This window comes from Cellulosilyticum sp. WCF-2 (assembly GCF_003990395.1).
Lineage (GTDB): Bacteria > Bacillota > Clostridia > Lachnospirales > Cellulosilyticaceae > Cellulosilyticum > Cellulosilyticum lentocellum.
This window is the reverse complement of record NZ_CP034675.1, coordinates 4,414,316-4,433,434: the sequence shown is the minus strand read 5'-3', so window position 1 is coordinate 4,433,434 and position 19,119 is coordinate 4,414,316. Positions and strand designations below refer to the sequence as shown.

The window sequence follows — 19,119 nt, the reverse complement described above, 5'->3', positions numbered from 1 at the left end:
AAAATGGCGGCGACAAAACTGATAGCAATGCATCAGAACAAGGGACGTTCTGTAATGCAGTGTCTGAAAGACAGAACCGATTATGCAAAGAATGGAGAGAAAACAGAAGACGGAAAATATATCTCTTCTTATAAGTGCCAACCGGATTTTGTTGATTGGGAATTTGCACAGTCAAAAATAGATTATCTGAAAAAAACGTGGAGACAGCCCAAGGGTGATGTCATTGCCTATCAGATCCGCCAGTCCTTTAAGCCCGGAGAGATTACGCCGGAGGAAGCAAATGAAGTTGGATATGAAACCGGTATGAGATTCACCAAAGGGAAGCATGCGTTTATTGTGGCAACACATGTGGACCGGGCTCATATCCACAATCATATCATTTTCAATTCCACCAATCTGGATTGTGACCGGAAGTTCAGGGACTTTTGGTTTTCAGGAATTGCCCTGCAGAGACTCAGCGATATTATCTGCCTGGAGCATGGTTTATCCATCATTCCAAAGACAAAACCGAGTGAGAGACAGAGGCGTACCAAGTACCCGGAACGAGTAAGCATGAGGGATATTATCCGGGAAGATATCCTGAAATGCCTGGATCAGAAGCCCGCAGATTTTGAAGAACTTCTCAAATTATTACAGGCAGAAGGATATGAGATTAAGCGAGGGAAACACACTGCAATCTGTGGAAAAGAGCAAAAGCGGTTTATCCGGTTCCGCTCTTTGGGAGACAATTTTTCTGAGGAGCATCTGAAAAAGGTGATCGCCGGTGAAGCGGAGCTGCCTGAGAATAAGACGGAGAGCAGGGAACCAAAACAGCCTCCAAGAGAAAAACGGAAGTTTGATCTTGTGGTTGATATTCAGGAAAAGATGGCGCAGGGAAAGAACGGCGGATATGTTCGATGGGCAAAGAAATATAATGTGAAACAGTTTGCGGAGTCCATTTTGTTTTTACAGCAGCACGATATTCATGATAAGGAAACGCTGGATGCTTTGGTAGAAGGAAGCGCTGCCAGATATCATGAACTGATGAAAATCATCAAGGATGCAGAAACCAAAATGGCAGAGAACAAAGTTTTGAAAACGCACATCATCAACTATTCCAAGACCAGGGATATTTATTTAGCCTATCGAAAATCCGGATACAGTAAGAAGTTTTTTGAGGCGCATCGAGAAGAAATCACCCTTCACAAAGCGGCAAAAGAAGCATTTTCCAATCTTCCTGGTGGAAAGATTCCGAAAGTAAAGGATCTGAATGAAGAGTTTGCCAGACTGCTTTCGGAGAAAAAGACAGCCTACAGCGAATACAAAAAAATAAAAAAAGAGATGAGGGATTATCAGATAGCGAAGCAAAATGTGGAATCCTTCTATGCGGCTCAGAAGACCTGGGACCAGGAGGAAGATTTGAAAAAGAAAAGGCAGCAGCAGAGATAACCACGGGGGCAATTACCAAAAAGTGTTTTGGTGGTCGCCCTCTTTTTTTGCAATTCCGGCGTTGCAGGAATTCATCAGCACTCACAAAGTGAGGGCGCAGCTTGACATCAGGGATGTCATTCTAAGGGGATTGGGGATGTGCCTCCAACAAGCAAACAGCGTTCGTGTGATCACGAAGGCACTGCTTGCTAACTTGCGAAGCAACAACGATTGCGGCCTTAATGCGCCGCTTATGAAAGGAAAATGAAAGATATGAATAGAGAAAATAACAGTACAGAGAAAGAAATGATTGTAGCAGAGGATATCACAGACATTCAGCTGACACAGGCAGGATATTACTGGGAAATGGGATTCAATGAATTCGATTTTACATGCAAGATCAAGGGAGAAGACGATACACTTCACATGAGAGAGCAGCGGCATGATGAGGGAAGCGGCTTTGTGATCCGTTCAGAGAAGGATGATATCTGGGAGAGAATTACAAGAAAAGAAGCATGTAAACTGGACGACAAGCTTCAGGAAGCTATTCAGTATGGGAATTACCATAAGAGGATTGCAGGGCTTACCACAGTGGAAGATTGCAAGGATCTGGAATTTGAACTGATGGAGAATAACAATGTGTACCTCAACAGGGTAATCAGGAAACTCTGGTCGGAGCTTGCAGCCAAGCAGGAAGAAATTGCAGGTACTGAACCCGGAGCTGTTATAGATTTCAGAAGAAAGACGGATGAAATGTTTCAACGGATTGATGGGATGGGCGCTTCTGAAATTGAAGAGATTGTATCAGACTATGTTCAGTCGAAGATTGACGAAAATAATTTGGAGGCAGAGATTGTTGGTGTTGTAGTTTCGGGTAGTCGGTGCCGGGGAATTGAAAAAGCTGGTTCCGATCTGGATGTGGTCCTGGAATACAAAGGCAATGTCAGGGAAGATGTTTTCTTTGATATTCTTCATGAGGACGGAATGGAAATTGGAGGAGTGAAGGTAGACATCAACCCGATCACAGAAGGAAAGACAGGATGTTTATCTGAACATGTTGGCCTAATTGAAAAATATCTTGAAGCAAAAAAACAAGAAACCACAATCAAACAATTATCAGTAATTGAGAAGATAAAACATACGAAGCAAACTTCTTATGGTGCAAAAAAAAGAAATCTAATAAAATCAAATAATCAAGAAAGGTGACAAAAGGGTAGTTAATGTAAAAAATTGATGCATATTTCTTTGATGGGTCGATAATAAGTTTCTGAAAAATGCAATCCACTACATATTAGTTGAATTAAGTAGTTAACAGTTGAAAAAGGTGGTAAAAAGTAGTATCATAGAGTATGAGTTATTGTAGCCTTATATGATGGAGATACTAAAATGGCAAGACCAAAAAAGAATGGAACATATTTGAATGTATGCATAGAAACTTCTATATACGAGCGACTTGAAGAAATGTGTGACGAAGCTGGACAGACAAAAACAGTAGCTGTAGAAAGAGCATTAAAAAAATATTTTGATGAGTATGATGCTAAGCAAAAAATCATGAAAGAGCTTACTGCGAGAAAGTATTAATAGAAGAATAAAGAAGGAGTGGCTATGTCTGGAAATTCGATATTAAATAGTGCAAAATATTCCTCAAATAATACAGATGAATGGTATACAACATATGAAACTATTGAAGATGAAATAAAACATTATACAGAGCAGTTTTATGGAAAAACCGTTCTATGTAACTGTGATGACCCGTTTGAGTCAAATTTTTGTTACTTCTTTATGAAGAATTTTAATAAGCTTCATTTAAAGAAACTTATATGTACATCATATTCTGGCTCAAAAATCGATCAAATAAAAAATAATAATCAACTTACATTAGATATGTTTTTGGAAGAACTGAAATGTTCAGATGGCAGCCATGGATATGTGTTAATCATAACCAAGATGCCTGGAAAATCAGGGGAGGAAGTAGACGATGATACAATCAAAGCAATGCTTTCAAAGAAAGGTGTTGTCAAAAAGTTAAAAGGAAGCGGCGATTTTAGAACAGATGAATGTATCGAGTATTTAAAACAATGTGACATATGTTGCACGAATCCACCTTTTAGCTTATTTGCAGAATTATTTTCTTTGGTAATAAAATATAATAAGCAATTTTTATTGATAGGAAATCAGAATGCTATTACGTATAAAGAAATATTTCCATACATAATGGAAAACAAAGTATGGGTAGGATACAGATTTGGTGATATGTCATTTAGAGTTCCAGCGGATACTGAACCCCGCAATACAAGATTTTGGGTTGATGAAACAGGACAGAAATGGAGAAGCCTTGGAAATGCTATGTGGCTAACAAATATTGATATTGAAAGAAGATATCATAAATTGGAATTAACGAAGTATTTTGATCCGAATCTATATCCTAAATATGACAATTTTGATGGCATAAATGTTACAAGAGTAGCAGATATTCCTATGGATTATGAAGGAATAATGGGGGTTCCTATTACCTATATCAAATATCATAATGGTTCACAATTTGAAATAATTGGTGAAGCAAATCATGGTTCAGATAACGAGTTTGATTTGTTTAAGCCTAGAGTTAATGGCAAAGATTTGTTTAAAAGAATTTTAATTCGCCGAAAGGATTATTAAAAAGAATATGGAATTTAGAGTGTTGGATTTATTTTGTGGAGCTGGTGGGTTATCGTGGGGGCTACATAAAAACAAGAATTTCAAAACGGTAGTGGCATTAGATTTTGACAAGAATGCTGCAAATACATTTAAGAAAAATATGCCGGAGGTCGATGTAATAGTAGGGGATATTACAGAAAAAGAAATAAAAGAAAAAATCATTGATTTGGCTAGGAAGAAAAAAGTAAATATGATTGCGGGAGGTCCTCCTTGTCAAGGTTATTCAATGAAGGGAAAAAAACTTGGATTGGCTGACCCAAGAAATTTTCTTTTTAGAGAGTATCTGAATATTGTTAAAGAGATACAGCCGGAAGTGTTTATAATTGAGAATGTAAAAGGATTACTAATAGCATCAAATGGATGGTTTAGAGACGAGATTATTCAATCAATAGAAGATTTGGGGTATAATGTTGAGTATGGTATACTAAATGCATCTGACTTTGGTGTGCCCCAATCAAGAGAAAGAACCATTTTCATTTGTTCTAAGGGAAATAATATTCCACTTCCAATTTCTACGGCAAGTAAAAAAACAACAGTACGCGATGCAATAAGTGATTTGTCATATTTGAATTCCGGAGAAGGATGTTTTGAGCAAACGTACAGAATAGGTGCACAAAGTGATTATCAGAGGCTCATGAGAGAAGGGAGCACACGATTGTATAATCATATTGCATCAAATCATAAAACTGTGGCTATTGAAAAGTTAAAGTTAATTCCGCCTGAACAGGGAAAAGAATGTTTGCCAGAAGAGATGATTGGAAAACAGAAATTTAAGACTACATGGGGACGATTAAAATGGGATGAGGTGTCACCAACTATTGATACACGATTTGATGCTTCATCAAATGGAACCAATAACCATCCATATTTACATCGTGCGATTACGCCAAGAGAAGCTGCAAGACTACAATCTTTTGATGATATATTTATTTTCTATGGTTCAAAAGTATATATTAGAAAACAAATAGGAAATGCTGTTCCACCATTATTAGCTAAGGCAATAGCGGACCAAATTGAACAGTTCTATTCTGTGGAAGGAGGCTCTTTATGAATGTTGAAATGGCATATTTGCTTGGAATGATTACTGGTAATGGAGAAATACAAAGAGGTGCTACTGAAACTACAGTATCAATAGATATTCCACATAAGAAATTGGAAACAGAATTTCAAAATGATGTTGGAATTTATGTTAGAGCAAGTATTACTGATATTAGAACGGTATTAGAACCCTTATTAGGTACTTCATTGACATTTTCTCAAAGCGCAAATTATTCATTATTATCTTTCAGAAAGCCAAATGAAGACTACTTAATGAGAGAAGTTTTGAGATATATAGGAGGTGCTACATCATCAGATAATGTAAGAATTTCACCAGAAGTATTTAATTTCACATTTGATGAGAGAAAACAGTTTGTAAAAGGATTTGCGGATGTAACAGGATATATTCGTAGAAGTAATTATGCATTTTCAGAGCCAAATTACAGAGTGTATTTTGAGATTCCTCACAATTGGGAATTAGTTGTCGATTTTTGTAACTTACTCAAAAGTATTGATATACCTGTTCAAGCAATCGATTGGGCTCATCCAAATATGAGAGATGGTAATTTAACAAAATATAATCAAGGCAAAAGCGATTTTTGGAAAAAAGAGCATCAGGTGAAAGTATGGGCTTTAGAATTTCAACCAGTAGGATTTGTCGTATTGCATAAACAACAGGCTCTAGACTATTTTGCTGAGGAGCAGAAGAAACCATACGTTATGGCGGGAAAAGATCCAGCAGCTCGATTACATCGTTATTATTGGGAACTTACACAGAGAAGAAAGGAAAAGCCTGTACACCCTGGAGAGAATGATGACTTTATTCCTGAAGAAATTCGAGGCAAACACTATGAAAGCTGGACAGAAATTGCAAAAGATTTAGGATACAAAAAAGATGAATAATGTAAGACTTGAAGAAGAATTATATGAACCAATGAGACTATGGCTTGAACGTTATGTCAAAGATAGATACAAAGGATATGATGTTATTGCTGTTGATGCACATGCTGAACGATTAGATAGAGTATTGGCAAAGTATAATATTGTAAATGAAATGGCAAATGGCGTGGATATCCAAATAGATGTTTTAGCTATTGCTAAGAAGAATACTATGGTTAAGCTATTTTTCATTGAAGCAAAGAAAACGCAGTTAACGCTCAGAGATCTAGGGCAGCTTTGGGCATATTGTAAATTGGTTGTTCCGGAAGAGGCATTTCTTATGTCATCTTTAGGACTTGGAAGTTTAAAAAAGTTGCTCAATGCTTTTAGAAGAGAAGATCTTTTGGATTTTGGGGATGGGAAAAAAATCAAAAAGATGAAAATTGCAAAATGGGATATTAGGACAAATGCTCCAGATATGATGAGCATGGTGCCTAAAATATAAAATAAAAGGAGAAGAGTCATGGGTATAGCACAACAAATTGATTACTTTTTCAAAAGTACAGGACAGACAGTTTTTATTGAGGCGGAAGCTAAAGAAAGTAGAATGCGTAATTTTATCGCAGAATACAACAGCAGACTTTCGGAAAACCTAAACATTGCGGACGAAGGAATTATTTCTCTTGAAAATGATGCAAATAAGTGGGGACTTGAACTTCGTTGTTATTTTAATGACCGTAATGGTTTTCCTGGAGGGGTGCAGATAACATCAAATCGTGCATACCGTCCAGAGTATTCATACAGATTCAATGATGTTGATGTGATTTGGGATTTGTTTAATCTGGGATACAGAATTGGAATTAACTAGATAGAGTAAGAAAATAGGCATAGTACCAATCACGGTGCTATGCCTTTATCAATTCCGGAAGTAACATCCGGTCATCAATATAGTAGTCGCAGGTGATTTTGCGGCTGTTGTTTCCGTAGAGTTCAATAATCTCCGGGAGATTATCGTTGACTGCATCGAATTCAAGGTTTTGTTCTTTACACCATTCGACAGCTTTCGACAAAGCTTCCCCGGCGCGGCAGGTCCAGAGTATCAGCTTATTGCCATTTCGCCTCCATTCTTGGAGATAGGTGATTAGTGCCTGATTGGGCTGACCGCAGTCCGGCCATTTGCTGTAACAGAGAGTGCCATCGAAATCCACGGCAATGGTCTGGAAATTGATTGCTGCATTATTCATGATCAGGGCCTCCTTTGCTTGTCGCCGGACTGGTTTTCTTATATTCAAACAGCTGATCCACTGTAAGAGAGAAGTAATTAGCAATTCTCATGGCGGACAGCAATGATGGAAGCTGGCGTCCTTTTTCAATGCTGATGATGGTTCTAACACTGATTCCGGTAGCATCGGCCAGCTGCTGTTGTGTAATCCCATAGTCAGCTCTAGCTTCACACACTTTACAGGTCAAAGTCTCTGTATCCATATCATCAATCCTCCCTTGCTTTCATTTCTTGTAAACAGAGGATAAAGCGGCTGCTTCCCCTCCCACTATGTACATGCTACCAGAGCAGGAGTACAATAAAACGGACTAAGACAGTACGCGGCCAAAAATCTTAAAGGAACTGTTTTCTGTGATGGGAATCGGATCGTATTTCTTATTAAGAGAAATAAGATAGGTTCCTTTTCCGTTATTCTGGAATTTCTTGATATAAGCATTTCCGTCCAGGTAGAAGATGCCGATTTCTCCATCGTTAAGCTGTTCGGTCTGTTCGATCCAGACAAGATCCTCATTGTGGTAGCGGGGTTCCATACTGTCACCACTGATATGCACTCCAAAGGTTGCTTCCTCTGGGATGTCGGGAGAGGAGTACATTTCATAATCTTCTCCATCCAGGAAGGAACCGGTACCGGCAGAAACTGTCGTGTAGAATACTTTGCGTTCTCTGACAACATGAATGGGAATGATCTCTGCCGGTTTGTAATCGCCGGATTTTTCCAACAGGCGGATATAATCAAGCACCTTGTTAATTCCTTCTTCATTCAGGTTGCGGAAAGGATTGATTGGATTCTGCCCTATAAATTCCGTATAAACATCATAAATATCTAGTAGCTCACAGATGGCCAGGAGCTGTCTGGCGCTTGGCTGTGTGCTGCCGGATTCCCATGCACTGACCGTATTCTGCTTTACAAAAATGTCATAGCCTTCCAGTTTCTTTGCAAGTTCACCTTGTTTCATTTTGTTTGCTTTTCTGTTCTTCGCGATGATCTTTCCTAACTCTTTCATAATAAATAGCCTTTCTGATTGCTGTGATAAGTATTCTGTCATCGTATGAATGTATATCCACTATACCATTAAAATATTGAAAAATCAACAAAAATATCATTAAAACGGATAACATGAAGAAAACTTCACTTGAATATCATTGTAAATGGTATTATATTAGCCCTTGTAGACAACAGACATACAGACAGAAATGAGTGGATGAAAGAGGGTGAATGAGTGAGCCGAACAATTTTACATAGTGACTGTAACTGCTTCTATGCGTCAGTGGAGCTCCTGCATCATCCGGAGCTTCGGGGAAAGCCGGTTGCGGTGGGCGGCGATCCGGAAGCAAGGCATGGAATCGTGCTGACTGCCGATTATATAGCAAAGCGGCATGGTGTAAAAACGGGGATGGCGCTGTGGCAGGCCAAACAGATTTGTCCGGATATTACGTTTCTTCCTCCAAGAATGGATCTGTACCTGAGATTTTCTAAGATGACCCATGAGATTTATGGAGAGTATACCGACAGACAGGAACCTTATGGAATTGATGAGTGCTGGCTGGATGTGACAGACAGCGCCGGAATCAAAGGAGATGGCTATAAGGTGGCTCAGGAAATTAGTAGCCGGATCAAGTCAGAGCTTGGCATTACTGTGAGTATCGGTGTGTCCTTTAACAAAATTTTTGCAAAGCTGGGATCAGATTACAAAAAGCCGGATGCCATTACTACCGTGAATAAGGATGAGTACCAAACAAAGGCGTGGCCGCTACCAGTGTCAGATTTATTATATGTAGGAAGTGCTACGACGAAAAAACTTTATAGCATGGGAATTACCACTATCGGCGGACTGGCACAGACGGATGAAAAAATTTTGATTGGAAGATTGGGCAAAATGGGAAGCATCCTCTGGTCATTTGCCAATGGCTATGATGATTCCCCGGTAAAGATTGAGAATACCAGCGCTCCGGTCAAGTCCGTAGGTAACAGTACAACGACACCAAAGGATATGGAGACAGATGAGGATGTGAAGATTGTTCTTTATATCCTGGCGGAAAGCGTTGCGGCGAGACTGAGGGAGAATGGATTCCGGTGCCGGACAGTAGAAATCAGTATAAGGGACAAAGACCTTTATCATTTTTCCAAGCAGGTAAAGCTTAAGAATGCCAGCAACATAACAAAAGAAATCGCAGAAGCAGGGTACCGGCTTTATAAGGAAAGCTACAGGTTGCCTGCAGATGAGTATGAGAAACAACAGCTTTCGCCGGAGCTTTTTCAGAAGCCACTCAGAAGTATCGGAATCCGGGGAGCCGATCTTGTGACAGATTATTTCTGGGAGCAGCTGGATCTTTTCACGGATCCGGGTTTCCGGGAGAAGCAGATGAAGATGGATGATGCAGTAGATGTCATCCGAAGAAGATTTGGATTTTATAGTATTCAGAGAGGACTCATGTACCGTGACAGAATTTTGTCAGCCTGTGATGCGAAAGCAGATCATACGGTGCATCCTCATGGGTACTTCGGATAGGAGGTGTCAGGAATGGAAAGCAGTAAGGTATATGTGAATGTCATGGCTGAGTTTACCAAGGATGGTCGGCTCCTTCCAAGGAGCTTTATCTGGAAAGACGGCCAGGTATACGAAATACAGAGAGTAACAGATGTGCGCAGAGCGGCCAGTCTAAAAGCCGGAGGTGTGGGAATACGCTATACATGTATTGTGAATGGAAGAGAGAGCCATCTTTTCTATGAAGATAACAATATGTGGTTTGTAGAGGAGCGGTAAATTTATAGAATGGAGTCAGTTACAAAAAGAGATCAGCGAGAAGTACAAAGGACGGATGGTGCGGACTTCGGCACATCGGAACTCATCCGTTATTTCACAATCATCAATGGTTTTCCTTTCCCTTATCCGTTGAATGGTAACAATCAACCAGGAGGATTTTGATGATGATAGATAGGAAAGATAAGAGATATGTCAGCTGCCCGGTATGTGGCAGAATTCTGATGAAGTGCCAGGGACAATGTAATATAGACATTACCTGTGGGAAATGTAACAGAGAAATTGTGGTTCTTGTAGATGAAGAGAGAGTCATGGTTCTGGAAAACAGACGAGGTTCTGAAAAGGACGGAAGAGCCGGACAGGTCCGGGTGAGTGTTCAAAAAAGCAAAGAACTGGGGAAAATGAAACCCATGAAAAGAGCTGCAAATTATTAAAATCAAATAAGTGAGATAGCAGTTGAACCGTCAGATTTGGCAGGAACCATCAGAGCCGGCACTGCGTATCAAGAGTTTGTAACGAGCTGGAATTAGCATAGAACTATTAGGAGCCGACAAAACGGAAATAGAGCCAGGTGGCATATTAGCTACCGGTCTTATTGGTATTCGTTTTGTCGACTCCTTTATTGCGTCTGTTTCCGTTTTTTGCTCTGGAAATGGAGAGAAAGATGGAAAAGACAATTGGAATGAGAATCAGAGAATGCAGAGTGAAAATGGGAATGACGCAGGAGGAGTTGGCAGAACAGATTTGTTGTAAGAAGTCGTTGATCTCACAATACGAGAATGACAAGGTGGATATAAAGGGAAGTGTAATTGTTGAGCTGGCATCATTACTTGGAACTTCTGCCGGATATCTCTTGAATGGGGAGTTAGGATGTACTTTGGATGAGAATGAGAAGGAGATGATTTTACTGATGAAAATGGCAAAGAGTCCAACAATAAAAAAGGTTGCGTTGGAACAAATGAAAATATTAGTGAATTTATCTTAGATATGGAGTTTAATCTCCTTGAACTTTTTGACTAAAGGTTCAATAACAAGGGAACGACGAAATCCATAGAAAGCCGTAGAATACTATTTGTAAGGAAGAGCAAAACCGGTTTCGCTGATGCTTACGTCAAATTCAGTTAAGGAGGATTCGATGGTGGCAAAAGCAAGTATTATTGAGATTTATGCAAGGGCAGATGCTGCCGGAAGGGTGGATATCATCTGCAAGAATTATTCAAATTTCATTGGAATTGTAGATGGCTACACGGAAGGGCTTCGCTACATGATTGAAAACGAAAAAGCCTATAATCGGAAGAAAAGTCATGGAGAGCTGGGAGTTCGGGTGCAGTCATCTGGCATTCATAGTGATATTACAGCTGATACGGCAATTAGTAATGTCATCACCCGAGACGCGATTATTGCCTGTGATTTTTCCGGAGATGTACTGGCAGGTGTTGACCGTGGCGAAAAATATCAGAAGGATGCATACACGCTTCGCAGAATGAGGGCAGATTATGAACTTTTCAATCAGCAGCTGAGTATTCTGGGAAGAAACGAATTGAGAATATTCAGAGGATACCTTTCCGGGGAGAAGGATATCGGAGCTATTGCAGAAGAGGAAGGAATACAGTATGAGTCGGCCGCACAGAAAGTAAGGCGAGCAAAGGTTAAGATTAAGGTCCAGATGGTTGGATTTTTGGAAGGAATAGTGTAGGAGGAAATAGAGATGTCAAAAGCAAGAACAGAAGTAGCACAGTTAGAAAATATGGTTGGAACAGGAAAGAAGAAATTTGTCAGATATGCAGAAGGTGCACAACTTTATTCATTAGGGCTTCACACATTTCAGGAAATTGCGAAGGAAGCAAATGCAGTTTATCGTGTTAAGAGATGTATTTTAGTAAACACAGAGAAAGTGGATGAATATTTGGAGAACTTCTGTGAAGCATAGAAAACCCAAAGAAATCCTATCTAATCCATAGAAGATACTATTTTTCAAAACGGACAAATTTGGATTGCAAATACGGAATAGGCGGCACTATAATGGTCTTGAGTCAAAGTTATCCATAGACTTTTATTCATAATAGTAGAACCGGCTATTCCTTTTTATTTTGATTGGAGGAATGAATATGGCTGCTATTAAAGGAAGAAAAGACAGCAAAGGATATGTTCTCAGAACAGGTGAGACACAGAGGGCGGATGGTAGATACTGCTACGCATATTCTGATAAGAATAAGGTGCGTCATTACATCTATGCCAAAACTCTCCCGGAGCTTCGGGCAAGGGAGAAGGAAGTACAACTCAAATATGAGCAAGGTTTGGATGCATATGCTGCAAAAAAACTGACACTTAATGATTGCTTCGACCGATACATCAGTCAGAAGTACAATTTGAAGGAAACCACCAAGGCCAATTACATGTATATGTACAATCGTTTTGTAAGACCTACATTTGGCAAAAGAAGGATCGCAGAGATTCGATACTCGGATGTGAAAGAGTTTTACTTTTCCATATTGAAGGAAGGAATCAAGGCAAATACTTTAGAGAATGTGCATACTGTAGTTCATCCGGCATTGCAGCTTGCGGTAAGAGATGGTCTGATTGTAAATAATCCATCGGATTCTGCCATGACGGAGATTAAGAGAAGTAAGCTTTGGGATGCGCCGAAGCGTAGGGCTCTTACGATTCCTGAACAGAAAGCATTTATGAATTTCTTGGAATCTGACAGGGAATATGAGGGATGGCTTCCTATTATAACTGTGTTGCTTGGAACCGGAATGAGAATTGGAGAATGCATTGCCATTCGCTGGGAAGATTTGGACTTCGAGAATCGCATGATCAGTGTGAATCACAACCTGACAGACAGACCTGATTCAAAGGGAGTATGCAAGAAACGCATTGAGACTCCCAAGACGGAAGCAGGTACGAGAACAATCCCGATGATTCAGGAAGTGTTCGATGCATTTATTACAGAGTATGAGATTCAGAAGTGCCTTGGTTTTTGCGAAGAAGTGATTGACGGATATTCCGGGTTTGTCTTTAACACCGCTTATCACACTGTTTATAGTTCCTCGGCTGTAAACAATGCAATTCACAGAGCTACAAAAGCATATAATGATAAGGAAGAAGCTGATGCAAAGAAGGAAGATAGAGATCCGTTGCTTCTCCCGGATTTTTCAGCACATCATTTGCGTCATACTTTCTGCACAAGGCTTTGTGAGAATGAAACTAATTTGAAGGTCATCATGTCTATTATGGGGCATGCGGATATATCTACAACAATGGATATCTATGCAGAATGTTCCAAGGAAAAGAAAAAAGAGGTGATGACAAATCTCGAGGGATGTATTATAATAAAATAGTTAGGAATACAGAGATGTATTTTTAGTGTACGACGTGTCTAATGAGTTGTAAGGATTCCATTAGATACGATTGGACGTAATCGTACAAGCATTTATAGAAGCACATAAAGTTCGTATGGTGACACATGGATGACTACATATTCATTAGTCTCTACGGAGTTCGATGGATTCTAAAAAATGGACTTTATGACTTTTCATAAGACTCCATAAAGTTCGGTGGAGTTGCACGGACGGAACGCATGTTCGAGTCCCAACTATGAAACCAATTAGTGAATAAATAAAATGAAAATAGGACTTGCAAATAGATTATTTGCAAGTCTTATTTATGTTAGTGGGTAAATAGTTGTATATTCGAGGGGAAAGGGTGAGGGTTTGTATAATATATTAATAACAGGCAATACTTAATAAAATGCATATTTTTCAAAAAATTAACAATTATGATAGAGTATATTAGGGTATATTGAATAAAGGCATTTAAGTAAAAGATGTGATATAATTAAAAAGAGTGTGTACAGGGGTGCTGACAAATGAAAAAGTACAAACTAAGGCCAGTTAATAGTTATTATTTTTATAAGAAGAAAAAGTCAAGGGCGAGAAAAAGACTACTTTTTGTATGTAGTCTTATTTGTGTGGTATTTATTGGCATATGTATAAACGACGAATTTGGGCAAGATCTTATTACCTTTTTTCCTTTTTTAGAACAAGAAGCTAAAGGCCCTCAAAAAGATGTTTATCTACCTACTACTGGCGTTAAATATGACTTGTATAAAGCACCTAAAAAAGTAAAGGGTATTTATATTCCACCAAGTAAAGTAATGGATTATGAGAATTACATTAGTATGGCAAGAGAAACAGGGATTAATAGTTTTATTATTGACGTTAAAAATGATAATGGTTATCTGACTTTTGCAACAGATAATGAAGTACTAATAGAAAAAGGTGTTGTACTAGCTAAGCCACCGATGAAGGATGTCAGTCGTATGATGACAAGGCTCTACGAGGAAGGCATTTATCCTATAGCTAGAGTAGTGGCTTTCAAAGATAATGTGGTGGCTAAGAAGGAGCCAGAACGTGCTATTAAGAGCTTATCAGGCCAGATTTATGAAACAAGTGCAGGTGATACATGGTTAGATCCTTACAATAAAGCAAATTGGGATTATCTTTTAGAGATATGTGATGAAGCTGTTGAGCTAGGCTTTAAAGAAATACAGTTCGACTATGTCCGCTTTCATGAGTCTATGAAGCCTACTACGGTCGTATTAGATGAGACCACTTCAAAAGCAGACATTATTACTGCATTTACAAAGTATGCTTGTCAGCATTTGCAGCAAAAAGGGGTGTATGTATCTGCAGATGTATTTGGCGCTGTTATTTTAAGCCAGCTGGATGCTAGTATTGTGGGTCAAGACTTTGCGGCTATGAGCCAGTATTTAGATTATATTTGTCCAATGGTCTATCCTTCACACTATGCAGAGGGGACATTTGGAATAGCCTATCCTCATCTTGACGCTTATGATATAATATTAAATACAATGGAAAAGGGACAGGACTTAATAAGAGAGAATGAAAGAAGTCAGCGAAAAGCCATTATAAGACCATGGCTACAGGATTTTACACTGAAGAGTTTAAAGCCATATCTCCTTTATGGTCCAGAGCAAATAAAAGCTCAAATTCAAGGAACTTATGATGCTGGTCTAGAAGAATGGATTTTTTGGAATGCAGCAGGAAACTATACAGTAGATGGCTATAAATAAGTGCAGGTAGGGGGATGAGATAATTTGACTGACCAAAAGAAGATTATTCTTATGACAAAACTAGCTTTATATGAAAAAAATCATATGAAGAAAGATCAAGCTAGGCTAAATTACTTTATTGAGGATTATATATATATTAATAACTTTAAAACAAGACTAGGAATTACTATTATAACACTTTTTTTTGTGGGAATGGGTGCGTTAAATATCTTAAATGAGGGGGTTATTTTCCCAAAATCCCTATGGGAGCTTATAGACGTGTATTTTAAACCCTACTTCTTACCTTGGATTACAGCACTTATTATTTATACTTCTATTTCAACTGCTATTTATGGAAGAGAGTACCAGGCAGCGAAGCAAAGATTTAAGAATTATAGAAAGTTACTAAAACAGCTAGATACCTATGAGCAGGAGCAAAAGAGTGACGAGGGGGAAGAGCATGAAATCTAACGAAGCACTATTAAGTATGAGACAAAATATTATCAGTGAATTTAAGAAGTATGAGTATATCATTTTGCCTTTTATGAAGTTTATACTCATTTTTAGTGCCATACATATGCTAATAACAGCCACTAATTATACAGGGGCCTTAAGCGGGGTAATAGCTGTGATGTTTTTAGCGCTTATTGGAACTTTTGTATCAGCACAGTGGATTTTGATAGGGAGTATTCTGTTAACTACACTTTTTATTTTACCTGCTAATCCTATATTTGCAATATTGATGTTTATACTACTTACTATTCTTTATTTGGCGTTTATGAGGCTATTTCCCAAGGAAGGTTTGTTAACTTTAGTAACATTAATGGCTTTTGCGATTAATGTACCATTGATTTTACCTATTATAGTAGCGCTGTTAGGCGGTTATATTTGCATCGTAATGATGATTATAGGTGTTATAGTATGGTTTATGGTTCCTGAATTAACAGTCGTTATTCAAACGACAACCCTTAACAAAAGTGAAATAGTTGATTTAGCTACTAGCGTGAGTAAGACTGATTTTAATGCCTTACTAATGGATGAAAAGATGCTATCAGTAGTAGTTGTATTCTTTATTGTTTTTTCAGTGGTTTATATTATTAGAAAGCAATCTATTGATTATGCACCTTATATTGCAATTGGAGTAGGAATGGTAGTTAATATATTAGGGTTTGGATTAGCCATTCTATTTTTTGATGATATTGGGATGAAGATGGGAAGTATTATTTTATGGACTGTAATCGGCGGCATAGTGGCAGTAGTTGTCCAGTTCTTTTCAGTGGCCCTTGATTATCAAAGATCGGAAGTTGTTCAATTTGAAGATGATGATAATTACTATTATGTTAAAGTAGTCCCTAAAATAAATGTAAAAGTTAAGCATACTACTGTAAAACATGTTTATACTAATAATAAAGGGCCAAAGGATTTTAATAGCAGAATAATGGAATCTTATAATGAAGATAAAGGTATATAATGGGGAAGGTACAAGCATATTATTAGTAACAGGCTTGTGCCTTTCTTTAATTTTAGAAAAGGATTCATTATTCATAATAATTATGTAGAGTAGTCGAAAATTAAATACACGTAGTCAGTAAAACATGATATAATAGGATAGAAAATACACATAAAGGAGTTTTGTTCGGTGGATGTAATAAAAGAGGCGCTTGATAAGATACCCTATCTAGGATTTCCTAATATTGGTATGAGAGATATTATTGATATACTCGTTGTAGCATATCTTATTTACATTGTGCTAGCATGGATCAAAGACACGAGAACTTGGGCGCTATTTAAGGGTGTAATGATTGTCTTGGTTGTAGCTAGTGTGGCATATCTTTTCCAACTACATACATTGTGGTGGGTAGTTTCTAATGCCATTACAGTAGGTACTTTTGCTATTTTAGTTGTATTTCAACCGGAACTTAGAAGGGCTTTAGAACAGATTGGTAGAGGAAAATTGTTTGAATCCTTAATTAATACCTCGGATCAGGCTGAGGATGGATTAACAGACGAAGCTATTGAAGCAATTGCAAAGGCTTCACTGCACATGTCTAAATATAAAACAGGAGCATTAATTGTACTTGAACAAGAGACTAGACTTGGTGATGTGGAAAGAACAGGAATCAGGATAGATGGCCTTATTTCTAGTCAATTACTCATTAATATTTTTGAAAAAAATACGCCCTTACATGATGGAGCAGTTATTATTAAAAATAATAGAGTATCTGCAGCTACTTGTTTCTTGCCTCTTTCAGATAGTATGGAGATTAGCAAGGATTTAGGCACAAGACATAGAGCGGCTATTGGTATTTCTGAGGGGACAGATGCACTTGTTATTGTTGTGTCTGAAGAAAATGGCATTATATCTTGTGTGAGAAATGGGAAAATAAAAAGAGGACTAGATGCAGAACTCATTAAGAAGATTCTTCTTTCTACTAGAAAGAAGAAACGATCAGAAAGAAAAAAGGTAATATGGAAAGGAAAGAGTAAAAATGAATAAATTATTTACAGACAACCTTCCATGGAAAATAACATCCTTAGTACTTGCCTTTATCCTATGGCTCTTTGTTATTAATACACAGAATCCTATTCAGCCTCAAGAGATTGCGGGGGTGAATGTGGTTATTACTGGTCTAGACGAATTAGAATCTAGCGGTTATAAACTCAAAAATGAAGACGAAATAAGAAATCAGAATTTTAAAGTAGTTGTAACGGGACCACGTTTAGAAATTGATAAATTAGTTAAAAATCCAAAGCTCATTACAGCAACTTTAAATATAGCAGATTATATGGGGAATTTAACAGAATCCTCATTATCTGATAATGCTAATTATGCAGTTAAAATTAATTTAGATAGTTATACAATCAGTGTTACAGATAAAAAGCCGCAGGTGACTAAAGTACTAATAGACAAGATTGACCAAAAACTCCAGAAGGTTACTTATGAGATGTCTAAAGACTTAACAGATACGTATACATTAATTGGGGATGGTGTACCTGTTATTACGCCTGATAAAGTAACAATTACAGGACCTAAATCAGATATTGATAGAGTTTCGGAGGCGAAGGTACTCATTGAAGCAAAAGATTTCTCAGAAGAGAAATTAGTAGCGCAGTTACCTATTAAGCTTTATGATGCAGAAGGTGTAGAAATTACCTCCTTATCCTTATCCACCGATACAGCAGAGGTAAAATTACCAATTGGTAGTGAAAAAGAAGTAACGATTAAGGTTAACTACACAGGAACGCTTAAAGAAGGCTTAGTGCTTATTAACACAATTGTTTCACCTGAAAAGGTAAAACTCATTGGTAAGTCTGAACTTTTAGCGGGTATCAAAGAAATAGAACTAGAACCTATTGATTTAAGTAAAGTAGAAAAAACAGATCTTATTCAAGTGGCTATGAAATTGCCTGATGGGGTTATGACCTTGATTGATAATAAAGTCAATGTGAGCCTAGAAGTAATGGAAGAAGAAAGCTTAGAATATCCAATACAGACGAATGAAATGGATTTAACAGTAATTGGTTTAGGTGAGAATTTAACTTATGAGATTTTAACACCGAATATTCAAGTAGTATTAAGTGCTTTACCTAATAAATTACTAGGATATACCAAAGAGGATATTAAATTCTCTTTAGATCTGACAGGATATGGAACAGGTGAATATCAGTTACCACTAACTATTATTCCGCCAGCAGATGTAAGAGTAGTAGGCGAGCCTATTAATATTGATGTACGTATTAAACAGCTGGAAACAGGTGAAGCGACTCCGACGCCGAGCCATGATAATTCAGGAACAGCAGGAGAAGGAACTTCTAATAGTACTACAGAAGAATAATAAATAAAAGAAAGCTAAGTTACTGTCTTTTTTGATAGTAACTTAGCTTTTTTGATGTCATTTTTTATCTCTGTTAAGATAAGGGATTGTAATTTTAACAAGATAATATATAATTAATTTAAGTTTAAAAAAAACTATTTTTAA

Annotated in this window: 23 protein-coding genes; 20 read left to right on the top strand and 3 right to left on the bottom strand. The window is 37.8% G+C overall.

Annotated features, from left to right (window positions below):
• Window positions 1-3 precede the first annotated feature (3 nt).
• From EKH84_RS20180 to EKH84_RS20150, 8 genes are all read left to right on the top strand, one after another.
• Entirely contained in the window at window positions 4-1,428 is a 1,425-nt protein-coding gene (locus EKH84_RS20180) for a relaxase/mobilization nuclease domain-containing protein (protein ID WP_127067679.1), read from the top strand.
• A 252-nt stretch (window positions 1,429-1,680) separates the two neighbouring features.
• On the top strand, window positions 1,681-2,613 hold the full coding sequence (locus EKH84_RS20175; protein ID WP_127067678.1) for a nucleotidyltransferase domain-containing protein: 933 nt from the start codon (window positions 1,681-1,683) through the stop codon (window positions 2,611-2,613).
• Between the two features lie 180 nt (window positions 2,614-2,793).
• The gene (locus EKH84_RS20170; protein ID WP_127067677.1) at window positions 2,794-2,988 is read left to right on the top strand and encodes a ribbon-helix-helix protein, CopG family; all 195 of its coding nucleotides are present in this window, start codon (window positions 2,794-2,796) and stop codon (window positions 2,986-2,988) included.
• Between the two features lie 24 nt (window positions 2,989-3,012).
• The gene (locus EKH84_RS22575) at window positions 3,013-4,065 is read left to right on the top strand and encodes an adenine-specific methyltransferase EcoRI family protein (RefSeq protein ID WP_190283415.1); all 1,053 of its coding nucleotides are present in this window, start codon (window positions 3,013-3,015) and stop codon (window positions 4,063-4,065) included.
• A gap of 7 nt (window positions 4,066-4,072) precedes the next feature.
• Window positions 4,073-5,155, top strand: a complete 1,083-nt coding sequence (locus EKH84_RS22570; RefSeq protein ID WP_190283414.1) for a DNA cytosine methyltransferase — start codon at window positions 4,073-4,075, stop codon at window positions 5,153-5,155.
• The gene (locus EKH84_RS20160; RefSeq protein ID WP_190283413.1) at window positions 5,152-6,045 is read left to right on the top strand and encodes a hypothetical protein; all 894 of its coding nucleotides are present in this window, start codon (window positions 5,152-5,154) and stop codon (window positions 6,043-6,045) included. The genes EKH84_RS22570 and EKH84_RS20160 overlap by 4 nt, the downstream gene beginning before the upstream one ends.
• The gene (locus EKH84_RS20155; RefSeq protein WP_127067676.1) at window positions 6,038-6,526 is read left to right on the top strand and encodes a hypothetical protein; all 489 of its coding nucleotides are present in this window, start codon (window positions 6,038-6,040) and stop codon (window positions 6,524-6,526) included. Before EKH84_RS20160 ends, EKH84_RS20155 begins: the two co-directional genes overlap by 8 nt.
• An 18-nt stretch (window positions 6,527-6,544) precedes the next feature.
• Window positions 6,545-6,889: a hypothetical protein gene (locus tag EKH84_RS20150; protein WP_127067675.1), complete on the top strand. Its 345-nt coding sequence runs from the start codon at window positions 6,545-6,547 to the stop codon at window positions 6,887-6,889.
• 37 nt (window positions 6,890-6,926) lie between these two features.
• On the opposite strand, the gene EKH84_RS20145 is transcribed toward EKH84_RS20150, so the two are convergent.
• From EKH84_RS20145 to EKH84_RS20135, 3 genes are all read right to left on the bottom strand, one after another.
• Window positions 6,927-7,265: a hypothetical protein gene (locus EKH84_RS20145; protein ID WP_127067674.1), complete on the bottom strand. Its 339-nt coding sequence runs from the start codon at window positions 7,263-7,265 to the stop codon at window positions 6,927-6,929.
• Entirely contained in the window at window positions 7,258-7,506 is a 249-nt protein-coding gene (locus EKH84_RS20140; protein WP_127067673.1) for a helix-turn-helix transcriptional regulator, read from the bottom strand. The genes EKH84_RS20145 and EKH84_RS20140 overlap by 8 nt, the downstream gene beginning before the upstream one ends.
• A 105-nt stretch (window positions 7,507-7,611) precedes the next feature.
• Window positions 7,612-8,307, bottom strand: coding sequence for a helix-turn-helix domain-containing protein (locus EKH84_RS20135; RefSeq protein ID WP_127067672.1), 696 nt, complete (start codon window positions 8,305-8,307; stop codon window positions 7,612-7,614).
• Between the two features lie 216 nt (window positions 8,308-8,523).
• Here EKH84_RS20135 and dinB point away from each other — a divergent pair, with 216 nt between their 5' ends.
• From dinB to EKH84_RS20075, 12 genes are all read left to right on the top strand, one after another.
• Window positions 8,524-9,813: a DNA polymerase IV gene (dinB, locus tag EKH84_RS20130; protein WP_127067671.1), complete on the top strand. Its 1,290-nt coding sequence runs from the start codon at window positions 8,524-8,526 to the stop codon at window positions 9,811-9,813.
• Between the two features lie 12 nt (window positions 9,814-9,825).
• A complete protein-coding gene (locus EKH84_RS20125; protein WP_127067670.1) occupies window positions 9,826-10,068 on the top strand; it encodes a hypothetical protein in 243 nt (80 codons plus the stop codon).
• 161 nt (window positions 10,069-10,229) lie between these two features.
• Window positions 10,230-10,499 (top strand): hypothetical protein, encoded by a 270-nt coding sequence (locus EKH84_RS20120; protein WP_127067669.1) that lies wholly within the window; start codon window positions 10,230-10,232, stop codon window positions 10,497-10,499.
• Between the two features lie 230 nt (window positions 10,500-10,729).
• Window positions 10,730-11,050, top strand: a complete 321-nt coding sequence (locus EKH84_RS20115) for a helix-turn-helix domain-containing protein (RefSeq protein ID WP_190283412.1) — start codon at window positions 10,730-10,732, stop codon at window positions 11,048-11,050.
• A 150-nt stretch (window positions 11,051-11,200) separates the two neighbouring features.
• The gene (locus tag EKH84_RS20110) at window positions 11,201-11,761 is read left to right on the top strand and encodes a hypothetical protein (protein WP_243118619.1); all 561 of its coding nucleotides are present in this window, start codon (window positions 11,201-11,203) and stop codon (window positions 11,759-11,761) included.
• Between the two features lie 12 nt (window positions 11,762-11,773).
• Window positions 11,774-11,995, top strand: a complete 222-nt coding sequence (locus EKH84_RS20105) for a DUF6462 family protein (protein WP_127067667.1) — start codon at window positions 11,774-11,776, stop codon at window positions 11,993-11,995.
• A gap of 178 nt (window positions 11,996-12,173) precedes the next feature.
• A complete protein-coding gene (locus EKH84_RS20100; RefSeq protein ID WP_330547564.1) occupies window positions 12,174-13,406 on the top strand; it encodes a tyrosine-type recombinase/integrase in 1,233 nt (410 codons plus the stop codon).
• Between the two features lie 527 nt (window positions 13,407-13,933).
• Window positions 13,934-15,160 (top strand): putative glycoside hydrolase, encoded by a 1,227-nt coding sequence (locus EKH84_RS20095; protein WP_127067665.1) that lies wholly within the window; start codon window positions 13,934-13,936, stop codon window positions 15,158-15,160.
• Between the two features lie 51 nt (window positions 15,161-15,211).
• Complete coding sequence (locus EKH84_RS20090) at window positions 15,212-15,610, top strand: hypothetical protein (protein WP_127067664.1); 399 nt, start codon at window positions 15,212-15,214, stop codon at window positions 15,608-15,610.
• On the top strand, window positions 15,600-16,610 hold the full coding sequence (locus EKH84_RS20085; protein WP_127067663.1) for a hypothetical protein: 1,011 nt from the start codon (window positions 15,600-15,602) through the stop codon (window positions 16,608-16,610). The genes EKH84_RS20090 and EKH84_RS20085 overlap by 11 nt, the downstream gene beginning before the upstream one ends.
• A 168-nt stretch (window positions 16,611-16,778) precedes the next feature.
• On the top strand, window positions 16,779-17,636 hold the full coding sequence (gene cdaA / locus EKH84_RS20080; protein WP_013658337.1) for a diadenylate cyclase CdaA: 858 nt from the start codon (window positions 16,779-16,781) through the stop codon (window positions 17,634-17,636).
• Window positions 17,629-18,975 carry a CdaR family protein gene (locus tag EKH84_RS20075; RefSeq protein ID WP_127067662.1) on the top strand — a complete coding sequence of 449 codons (1,347 nt, stop codon included), beginning with the start codon at window positions 17,629-17,631 and terminating at the stop codon, window positions 18,973-18,975. Before cdaA ends, EKH84_RS20075 begins: the two co-directional genes overlap by 8 nt.
• The last annotated feature ends 144 nt before the right edge of the window (window positions 18,976-19,119 follow it).